The organism is Oribacterium sp. WCC10 (assembly GCF_900113415.1).
Lineage (GTDB): Bacteria > Bacillota > Clostridia > Lachnospirales > Lachnospiraceae > Oribacterium.
Genome location: NZ_FOPH01000039.1, coordinates 1 through 9,993 on the forward strand (window position 1 = coordinate 1; position 9,993 = coordinate 9,993).

Here is a 9,993-nt window from a genome sequence, read left to right on the forward strand (position 1 = left end):
AGTTCTTTCTTGTAAAACTTATTCCAAATGACGCCATAGTAGTAATCCGCGGGGTTAGATAGCATATAATCCGCATAATCTTTTCTTGTCAGAATCCGGTCGGTGTCAATGTCTCCTTTTTTCGAAAGATGTTCTCCCACAACGCGGTAGAAATCCGCGATGACCATGTCCGCTTCTGCATCCTCTATAGCACGGACCAGAAGTTTTGTGGCATCAGGAGTTATCCAGTCATCTGCATCAAGAAACTGGATGTAAGTACCTTCTGCCATATCTATGGCCTGATTTCTTGTATCGGAAACTCCGGAATTTTTCTTATGGATAGCTTTCACTCTGTCATCTTTTTCTGCATATTCATCTATGATTGAAGGACTTGAATCCTTACTTCCGTCATCCATGAGAAGAAGTTCAAAGTCCTTGTACTCCTGGTTCACTATGCTCTCTATACATTTCCTGACGGCTTTTTCGGCATTGTAAATAGGGACAATTATGCTTACCTTAGGCATGCTTTTTTCCTCCATGAATATTTGTTACTGACAATAATTTTACACAATATCCGGCAGATATTACAAATGTATATGCGGGCTTTATTTTTATTTTCAAAGAAAGTAGAATTGTGTTAATAAACAAATCGGCAGTTTGTATGGCTCTTTTGCTAAAGAAAGAGCGCGGCAACTTCAGATTTGTTTGGTTAAAACTAGGAGGCACTTCATGAACTTGAATCGTATTCATCATATTGCTGTGATATGTTCTGATAAAGACACCGCACTGGACTTTTACCATAAAAAGCTTGGATTTCAGATTCTTCGTGAAAACTATAGATCAGAAAGGGATGATTGGAAGATTGATCTTAAGCTCGGTGAAAGTGAAATTGAACTTTTCATTATGAAGGATCATCCACTTCGTCCTTCTCCCGAAGCTTATGGATTACGCCATCTCGCTTTCCGGGTAGATAACGTGGATGAGGTCGTCGCAGAATTGGAGTCTATGGGTATACCTTGTGAACCGATACGACTGGATGCTTTCACGGGTGAAAAAATGACGTTTTTCCGTGACCCAGACGGACTTCCTCTGGAAATACATGAGTAAACCGTTTTGATTATTTCAAGTTAGCTGATAGAAGGAACGTGTCTGAGATGACTATTTTTGATATAGTGAAGTGAACACCTACCCTAAAAACTTGGGCTCACGCGAACCCTTTTGATACATAAAAGATAGGATTGTATCAACGTAGATAGTATGGAGGAAGGTGTGGATATTCCTGAAATAAATCAGGTGGTGATGCTTAGACCAACGGAGAGTTCGATTGTATTTATACAGCAGCTGGGAAGAGGTCTCAGAAAAAAAGAAGATAAGGAGTATGTTGTAGTTTCATTGGAAACTATTCAAATAATTTCATGATTCCAATAGTACTTTCAGGCGACCGCACATACAATAAAGATAATTTAAGAAAATATATTTTTGAAGGGTCTAATATGATTTCCGGATGTTCATCAATTCATTTTGATGAAATATCAAGGAAGTCTATATTTGTTGTAATTGGTTTGATAAGGTGATGAAATAATGAATATACAGATTTTCGGCACGAAGAAGTGCAATGACACAAAGAAAGCGGAAAGATTTTTTAAAGAACGTGGCATCAAAGTTCAGTTCGTTGATATGAAAGAAAAGGGCGCACGATGTCCAGTGGACATCGGCTTTGCGCCGACCGAAGCGGAGCGGAGACGAGCAAGGGAGAGTTTACATCCGTTGCGCAGGCTAATGGAGGCATTGAGAACATGATTGATCCAGATGCCAAGGATAAGGACACTCTGGCATTGATAAAGTATATTGCCGATGAAGACAAGCTGGAAAAGATACTCGAGAACCAGCAGGTGATCAAGACTCCTATTGTCAGAAATGGAAAGCTTTCTACGATCGGATATCAGCCGGATGTGTGGAAGAAGTGGGAGTGAAATAAATCGGCAGGTTATGACGACATAGGGATTGATTATGAAGAGAACAATACTGACTATTGCATTAGGCATTGTTTTTACAACTTTAACTATAGCTTGCGGAAAAAATATACCTCCTCAGACAGATCCGGCTACTACTGAAAAACAGTTTGAGAGCTCTTCTGAAGAGTCTTCAACAGATACTTCAGAAACATTACGAAAAATTGAGACAGATGATCAGGCATTATCAGCCATAAAAAACTACTGTATAGCCAATAATCCAGAACTTGAGGATATGGTAAAATCCGGTGATTACACTATCTATTGGGAGATAGAATCATCTACAGACAACGAGATTGTTGTGCTCTTCAGGTCGTATACAGGTGCTGAGCTTCGTTACTATATTGATTCCGTTTCGGGAGATACATATGTCACAGAGTTTGTAAAGGGCATAACAGATGGAGAACAGCGTACGGAAGAGACTTTTAATGCGTTGGATTATGTTGATGAAAAGTGATAGCGATAGCGAATTCCGGTCCATTGGGAAGATAACGAAACTGTAGAGGCATTGAAGAAACTGTATCCGCTTACCGTCAAAATGTCTATTTACGGAGGATTTGAACAGGTAGACCTTTAGGGAAGAGTCTTCCAAGAAATGATGAGCAGATTACGACGGACTATGGAGATATTGTACTGTATTCCGGCGATCAGATTGTAGTGGTGATTATATGAATAATCGTAGAGAATGGTCAATATGTCGGGATGAGTTTGATATGGGAAATCACTCATGCTATTGGATTTGTCATCCTGAATGATACTAAACCATTCTTCGTTGCTTCTTCTGGTCGTGCGTTCTTTATTTAAGTAGACTAGCAGGCTGGATGATTTGGATATAAATTAGTCAACTATTAAGCATCCAGCTTTCAAAGGAACATATACTCTTATCTTTTTCTATGAAGTCATGTAACTCTTTTTCCAAAAGAGATATTGGTTCCAAAAGTGTAACATTAGGGAAACGATTCTTTATCTCATAGCATATTCTTGGAGAAGGAGGTTCTTTTAGGCTGTAAAAAGTCAGTTCCGGATTGGAACGCATTGCACCCTGGATAACTGACATGGGAGCTATAGCCCAATGATCCGGATGATCAAGATATCGTTGGAGCATGGAGCCGGTATTAACTGAAATCAAGGGATAGATTCCAGGACTCCAATGTCTGTCATGCCACTGTTGGAAGTCAGATCCCCAACAAAGATATATTTCTTTATCTACGGGTAAATCCTTACAGGAAATATTATCACCGTAATTACTCTTTTTGTTACAGATCAGATACATTAATTCTCTATATATAGGAATTGCAATAACATCAGGATAAGAAATTGAAGAAAATGCGAAGCCAATGTCAGCTGTACGGTTTTGAACCAGGGAATATATCTCATTGGAATGATAGGTCATGATTGACAGCTTGATTCTGGGATGCTCTTCGAGGTGTTTTTGGAACATCGGAACCAAAGTGTAGTTATTAACGGCATCAACGCTGGCAATATTCAATGATTTTATATCGGGAAGGGATTTAAGATGCTGAGTATCATTCCATAGTGATGCCCATTGACTGGCAATGGGTATAAATGCTGTGCCGTAATTTGTCAGTTCAGCATTTCTCTGACCTTTGTGTCGTATGAGGAGTTGAGCACCCAATTCGTCTTCTAATTGTTGAAGTCTGGAAGAAACAGTTGATTGAGATACAAAAAGGTATTTTGATGCAGCGGTTATATTCTTATATGTCGCAACGATAAGAAAAGTTTCTATCTGTTCATAGGTCATGGTATTCTCCAAATCAGATCAAATAAACTAAAGTGTTAATAAAATTGTACTGTAAAATATCGAATATGCAGATATTTTAAATCAAATATATCTGTTTTACAACTTTATCCGGGAATGATAGATTGGTTATAGATAATAAAGAACCGGTTCAAGACTAGCAATAATGTAGAAAATGCTTCGTGATAAAAGGGAGATAGAAATGATAATTCAATTTGATCTAATTCAAACGACTGGACTTGCGGTTCTGGTATATATGCTTGGACGGTATATTAAGAGTAAAGTAAGTGTATTTCAGAAATACTTTATTCCGGCTCCTGTAATTGGCGGCTTAATATGCAGCATTTTGATTTTTATAGGTAAGCTTACAGGATTATTTAATATTGAGATGACAAGTACTCTGCAGGACTTCTTCATGAACCTGTTTTTTACCGGAACCGGCTTTACATGTAGTCTGGCTGTGCTGAAAAAATCCGGAAAATTAGGAGCTAAGCTTGCTATAGGTGCAGTGATCTTTTTGTTCGTTCAAAATCTGGTTGGAATTGGACTCTGTCAGGTTTTCGGAATCAATAAATTGCTGGGAATCGCAATGGGATCCATATCAATGTCCGGTGGTGTAGGTTCAGGAGCATCTTTTGGACCGACTCTTGAGGAGTTGGGTGCTGTCGGCGGTACAACCATAGGTGTTGCGGCAGCAACCTTTGGTCTTCTATTAGGAAGCATAACAGGAGGTCCTGTTGCTGAACGACTAATAAAAAAATATGATCTTAAGAGCTCAGGACAGGTAATGGCAGAAGAAAAGAAGAAGGTTTTTGAACTGAATCAAAAGAGTCTGTTTGACAGCGTTTTACTGCTTCTTCTTGCTGCATTTATCGGATCTTATATTTCAGCTGCACTTAAGCAGACCGGACTCTCATTCCCGTATTACGTTGGATGTCTTTTCGGAGGAGCATTGGTAAGAAATATTGCGGATGCCAAAGGTCTTGACCTCAGAATGCATGAAATTGATACCATATCAAACATCGCGCTTAATCTTTTCCTTTCAATGGCTCTCATGTCACTTGATATAGCAAAACTTGTTGATCTTGCACTTCCGATGATTGTGATACTAATATCTCAGGCCATAGTCATGGCATTGTGGGCAACTTTTGTAACGTTTAATACCACAGGCAAAGATTATGATGCAGCAGTAATGGCTGCCGGACATTGTGGAGTAGGATTGGGACAGACTCCAAACGCTGTTGCAAATATGTCTGCAGTTATAGAGAAGAATGGACCTGCGCCAACAGCATGGTTTGTGCTTCCTGTTGTAACTGTAATTTTTATCAATATTACAAACCCATTGATCATCACATTTTTCATAAACTGTTTCAAATGATTAGTCATAAATAAAGGAAAAACACATGGAACTTACAGAAAAAATAAGAAACGAACTTTTAAAACTTCCTACAGGTAATATCGCTGACAATAATAATTCAGTGTCAAATCAAGGCGTTATGGATACAGGCATCAAGCCTGTAAGTCCTAAAATGAAAATGATAGGAAGAGCATATACTGCAAAGTGCTATCCGGGAGACAATCTGGCACTGCATCAGGCTATATACGGAGCACAGCCGGGGGATGTACTTGTACTTGATCTTAACGGGTATTCTCAGGCAGGACACTTTGGTGACATAATGGCAACAGCTTGTAAGCTACGGGGACTTGCCGGAGTCGTGATAGATGGAAGCTGCCGTGATTCAGAGGATATACGTGAGCTTGGTTTCCCGGTTTTTTCCAGGGGATTTAATCCTTCAGGAACAGTAAAAGAGAGTCCGGCAAAGTTAAATATACCTGTAAGCTGTGGAGGAGTGCAGGTGAATCCGGGAGACATCATATTTGGCGATTGTGATGGCGTGGTTGTTATACCTCAAAACGCAGAAGATGAGGTATTTGATAAAGCGTGTAAAAAATACGAGCATGAAAAAGAGATAATACGAGAACTTGAGTCAGGTAAAACCACACTTGAAATATATAGTTTTGACGTATTAATTACCGGAAAAATGTAAACGTATGATGGGATATCTATTATACGCTGATTAATGTGTTTCCCTTCCTTTATACTTGTACAGTATAAAGGAAGGGAAGCTTACGCTAAAGGAACTTGAGGCGGCAAGATAGCTTGATATAAAAATGATATAGTGTGGAATGGTAAGACCACTGTAAGAGCAATAGTTAATCAATAAGTATAAGCCTTTACGGCCAAGTTGTAGTATTTTTTCAGACGTTCCCTTAATGACTTTGGCTCAAGAACTATGGCATCACGTCCGAAGCGTTTAAAGTATTCTTCAAGCTGTAATTCGGACCAGTCAAAGTAATACAGATCTCCTTCTTTCTTAAGCAGGTCCGGACGGTTTTTTGTAACGACCTTGAACTTTCGGATTCCAAATGAATTCATTTTCACTATGGCCTGTACGGTTTTGGATACAGACTGAGGACTCCTGAGGGCCCTGTCCTGTAATTCTTTGTACAGAGTATCATCAAAAATAAAATCAGCGGATGTGACAAAAATGCTGGTAAGCCTGGATATTCTGAAGGTTCTTGGGATGTGGGCTCTGACGTCGTTGCATATCAGATAATTACATTGTTCTTCCTTCGAAGGAGCAATAAAATATGGCTCAACCGTAAAAGTGGTATTCTTTTCGGATGTTGTGGTTGAAAAGGTAATGATCCTTTTTTCAGAAATAGCGGTTGTAATAGCCTTTTGTATATCTTTAAAAATGATAATCTCTCTATTGCTTCGAGGTATAGACAGATATGAAACAAACATGTCTTTTAAGTATCCGGAGAGGGAAGAGTCCTTTAGTAAATTATTCTCGATGATTCCTATAATGTCATAGGATTCTCCGCTTACAGTCAATGTAATGGCTGTGCTCTTTTCTGCTTTTTCAAAATCCCCTTTTAGATAGGTATTAACTATTCTGTCAGCAAGTTTCTCAGAGTCTTTGTCAGATATAGATATTATGTTGGAAATATCCTGACGTATGCTGTTTAGGAGTTTTTCTTTTTCATTCCTGTATTGGTCAAAGTAATTTACTATCAGTATCTTCAGGAAGGCATTCAGATTAACAGAGCCATCTTTCTTATAGAATTCAAAAAGTTCTGCATCATTAGTGAGTCTGGTTTTTATATCTTCGGATAGATATATTTTATATTTTTCAGTCATGGTCCACCTCTTATATGGGGTCGTGATATACCACAATAATAATGTAAAGACCTCGTAAATACAATATAAATAGGGGTTTCTGATTAATAGAATACTGAAGGTATAAATCTCCAATTAAAAGCATTACTATATATACATAAAGACACACACAGCAATTACAGAGCTTAATGGTCAGCACCGGATCACTTGGTCCGGACTGGGTTCAAATCCCGAATATCCTTAAAGGATATGTGTCTTGATGCAGCCGTAGCCCAGTCCCTGGGTGTCTACTTTGCTGAGAAGAATACCGGTGCTTTCCATAATCATTATAGACTGCCCCAGGTAGTTTTCTGGAATGTAAACAGCCGTAACCGTCAGCAACCGGTAAAGATGAATGATCAGGGAGCAGCACTTGTATCAGGATGCAATACACAGATTTTTTCAATGTTAAAAGACGGTAATATGGAACCATACAAGTTTATGATGAGTGTCCTTTCATCAGAACGATACGAAAGGATCGTTGCGTAATGAGAACAGGTCCGGAGGGCGAAAAAACTTCCGGATCTGAGAGGAAAAAGCATGAATACAATAGAGATAAAAGGAAAAGTAAATACAGCTGTCTGCTATGCAAAGGTAGTGGAGGTAGAGGCGATAGAACAAATACGAAGAATGTGTGATTTCCCTATGACAGAGGGATCTAAAATAAGAATCATGCCTGACGTTCATTCCGGAAAAGGCTGTACCATAGGAACCACAATGACTATCGCTGACAAGGTGGTTCCGAATGTTGTGGGCGTAGACATTGGATGCGGAATGTTTACAGTGGATCTTGGCAAACAGGATATAGATCTCGCGAAGTTTGACGAAGCAGCACATTACATTCCTTCCGGCAGGGATGTCTGGGAAGGAAGAACAGAGCGTTTTGACCTTACAGGACTTAAGTGCTACAGGGAGCTTAAAGAGACAAAAAGACTTGAGAAATCCCTTGGGACATTAGGCGGTGGTAATCATTTTATAGAGATAGACAGAGCTTCAAACGGAAACAATTACATGGTCATACATTCAGGCTCCAGAAATCTCGGAAAGCAGATTGCAGAGTTATATCAGACTCTGGCAGTTGATCTTGCCAAGGGAATAGGAGATTATCTTTCAGCAAGGGAGGAACTGATCAGAACATACAAAGAGCAGGGAAGAAGATCTGAGATACAGACAGCGCTGAAGGAACTTTATGACAAAAAGTATACCGAGCATCCATCATCCATGCCGGAGGATCTTTGCTACTTGTCAGGAAAATATCTGGAGGATTATCTTCATGATATTGAAATCTGCCAGAAGTTTGCAAAAAGAAACCGTGAAAAAATGGCAGAGATAATACTTGACAGGACAGGTCTTTCCGGGGGTGAGTCTTTTCATACAATCCATAATTATATAGATACGGATGAGATGATACTGAGAAAAGGTTCCATCGCTGCACATAAGGGGGAGAAGGTCCTTATTCCTATAAACATGCGTGATGGTTCAATACTTGCTGTAGGAAAAGGAAACCCGGAGTGGAACTTCTCCGCACCCCACGGTGCAGGAAGAATAATGTCCAGGACAGTTGCAAAAAACAATCTTTCTATGGAGGAGTATAAAGAAGCCATGAAAGATGTCTATACTACTTCAGTAAATGAGTCAACTATTGATGAGGCACCCATGGCATATAAGTCTTTAACGGACATAATTGATGTCATTACAGAATCTGTAGATGTTATTGAGGTCATGAAGCCAGTTTATAATTTCAAAGCTTCTACATAGGAACATTGTTTGCAAGTTAGTTGAATTATTGGAGAAGCAAAGCAGGTTGGTGAAAATCACTGATCTGCTTTTTGTTATATAACAAAGCAATTTTGAGATCCTTTCACATCATAGTTGAGATTATATATGGAGTTTGGATGATATAGAAAGAATTTTGGCAAGTTTCTTGTGAGTGAGAGTATGGTAAGATATATATGTTTAGTCAATAAAATTTGTGAGCGAAATATCTGTACACTGGCTACGGGTATGGACAACTTTGCAGAATCCTGAGAACGGGTACTCGGTGCTGAAGCGCAAAGTGAAGGATTATACAGAACCGGTCACAGTCATTGGCAACATGCTGGATGTCAATTTGCCTGATTGGACTTGTATTCATCAATTATAAATAGTTTATGTAAAGGAATAGTGGCAAGAGACTATGGCAGAATCAGATAAAAAGTTTCTTTTTGAAAAGGATAGAGTATCACATGCGCTTATGGTTATGGCGCTTCCGGCTATAGCCAGTCAGCTTATAACTTTAATTTACAATCTGGCAGATACATGGTTCGTGGGAAGGACCAATAATCCCTATATGGTGGCAGCATGTTCGCTGGTTCTTCCGGTGTTTATGTTCACCATAGTTGTCTCCAATGTCTTCGGGGTTGGCGGAGGAACTCTCATAGCAAGACTTATAGGCGCAGGAGAGGATGAAGAAGCATCAGGAGTTTCCGAAATTTGTATGTGGATGGCCATCATCGCAGGAATGTTTTTTTCGATTCTTTGCTTTTTTGTGATGACTCCATTACTCACACTTCTTGGAGCAAGTGACAGAATAATCGAGTACGCTCGTCAGTATATGTTTTTTGTGGTAGTCCTCGGAGGAGTTCCGGTAGTTTTTAACAATACAGCATCCTCAATGCTAAGAAGTATCGGACTTTCGTCAAAAGCTTCTTTTGGTCTTAGTATGGGAGCCCACTAGACTGTAAAGCGTCTGTATGTCAGATATAAAAGTGGTTTCGGAAAAGAAAACGGCCATGAATACATCCTAAGAAAAATGCATCCACAGCCGTGAGGTTGTAATAATCAGAAATGTTCACCTTTGCCTGCTTCGACTTTCTGGATATTGATAGTATATGAAGCCTCTCCGTTCTTTCGGATATAGGTCTTGATATATACCGGAAAGCAAATATTTGAATTAAGTTCATGGTAGCTTTCAGGTGCATAATCATCAACATAGTATTTCCGGTCATCGTTGCCTTGTACAGTATAAGTAACGATCTCGG

At 39.3% G+C, this 9,993-nt stretch carries 12 protein-coding genes and 2 pseudogenes; 10 read left to right on the plus strand and 4 right to left on the minus strand.

Going from position 1 to position 9,993, the window contains the following annotated elements; all coding sequences use genetic code 11:
* Positions 1-503: glycosyltransferase family 2 protein (locus tag BM294_RS15240; protein ID WP_139225907.1), on the minus strand; the 503-nt coding region annotated here is incomplete at its 3' end.
* A gap of 205 nt (positions 504-708) precedes the next feature.
* Here BM294_RS15240 and gloA2 point away from each other — a divergent pair.
* The 5 genes and pseudogenes from gloA2 (at position 709) to BM294_RS16895 (ending at position 2,568) form a co-directional block, all read left to right on the plus strand.
* A complete protein-coding gene (gene gloA2, locus BM294_RS15245) occupies positions 709-1,086 on the plus strand; it encodes an SMU1112c/YaeR family gloxylase I-like metalloprotein (protein ID WP_036612200.1) in 378 nt (125 codons plus the stop codon).
* Between the two features lie 138 nt (positions 1,087-1,224).
* Positions 1,225-1,538, plus strand: a pseudogene (locus tag BM294_RS16740) (helicase-related protein); the annotation flags it as partial.
* Between the two features lie 22 nt (positions 1,539-1,560).
* Positions 1,561-1,952, plus strand: a pseudogene (locus BM294_RS16745) (arsenate reductase family protein).
* Between the two features lie 37 nt (positions 1,953-1,989).
* Positions 1,990-2,448, plus strand: a complete 459-nt coding sequence (locus tag BM294_RS15260) for a hypothetical protein (protein ID WP_091209907.1) — start codon at positions 1,990-1,992, stop codon at positions 2,446-2,448.
* Between the two features lie 51 nt (positions 2,449-2,499).
* Positions 2,500-2,568: a hypothetical protein gene (locus BM294_RS16895; RefSeq protein ID WP_242944562.1), complete on the plus strand. Its 69-nt coding sequence runs from the start codon at positions 2,500-2,502 to the stop codon at positions 2,566-2,568.
* A gap of 264 nt (positions 2,569-2,832) precedes the next feature.
* On the opposite strand, the gene BM294_RS15265 is transcribed toward BM294_RS16895, so the two are convergent.
* Complete coding sequence (locus BM294_RS15265) at positions 2,833-3,753, minus strand: LysR family transcriptional regulator (protein WP_091209909.1); 921 nt, start codon at positions 3,751-3,753, stop codon at positions 2,833-2,835.
* Positions 3,754-3,952: 199 nt separating this feature from the next.
* On the opposite strand from BM294_RS15265, the gene gltS reads away from it, so the two are divergent.
* Both gltS and BM294_RS15275 read left to right on the plus strand, forming a co-directional pair.
* The gene (gltS, locus tag BM294_RS15270) at positions 3,953-5,128 is read left to right on the plus strand and encodes a sodium/glutamate symporter (protein ID WP_091209911.1); all 1,176 of its coding nucleotides are present in this window, start codon (positions 3,953-3,955) and stop codon (positions 5,126-5,128) included.
* A 25-nt stretch (positions 5,129-5,153) separates the two neighbouring features.
* Positions 5,154-5,798 (plus strand): RraA family protein, encoded by a 645-nt coding sequence (locus BM294_RS15275; RefSeq protein WP_091209912.1) that lies wholly within the window; start codon positions 5,154-5,156, stop codon positions 5,796-5,798.
* A 170-nt stretch (positions 5,799-5,968) separates the two neighbouring features.
* Here the strand turns inward: BM294_RS15275 and BM294_RS15280 are convergent, their stop codons facing one another.
* Entirely contained in the window at positions 5,969-6,955 is a 987-nt protein-coding gene (locus tag BM294_RS15280) for a WYL domain-containing protein (RefSeq protein ID WP_091209914.1), read from the minus strand.
* A gap of 228 nt (positions 6,956-7,183) precedes the next feature.
* Between BM294_RS15280 and BM294_RS15285 the strand changes: the two genes are divergently transcribed.
* The 3 genes from BM294_RS15285 to BM294_RS15295 all read left to right on the plus strand — a co-directional run bounded on the left by BM294_RS15285 (position 7,184) and on the right by BM294_RS15295 (position 9,689).
* Entirely contained in the window at positions 7,184-7,462 is a 279-nt protein-coding gene (locus BM294_RS15285; RefSeq protein WP_091209915.1) for a DUF7788 domain-containing protein, read from the plus strand.
* 51 nt (positions 7,463-7,513) lie between these two features.
* Positions 7,514-8,731 (plus strand): RtcB family protein, encoded by a 1,218-nt coding sequence (locus BM294_RS15290; protein ID WP_091209917.1) that lies wholly within the window; start codon positions 7,514-7,516, stop codon positions 8,729-8,731.
* Between the two features lie 418 nt (positions 8,732-9,149).
* Positions 9,150-9,689: an MATE family efflux transporter gene (locus tag BM294_RS15295; RefSeq protein ID WP_091209919.1), complete on the plus strand. Its 540-nt coding sequence runs from the start codon at positions 9,150-9,152 to the stop codon at positions 9,687-9,689.
* A gap of 104 nt (positions 9,690-9,793) precedes the next feature.
* On the opposite strand, the gene BM294_RS16100 is transcribed toward BM294_RS15295, so the two are convergent.
* A partial coding sequence (locus BM294_RS16100) for a hypothetical protein (protein ID WP_175494728.1) occupies positions 9,794-9,993 on the minus strand: 200 nt, incomplete at its 5' end.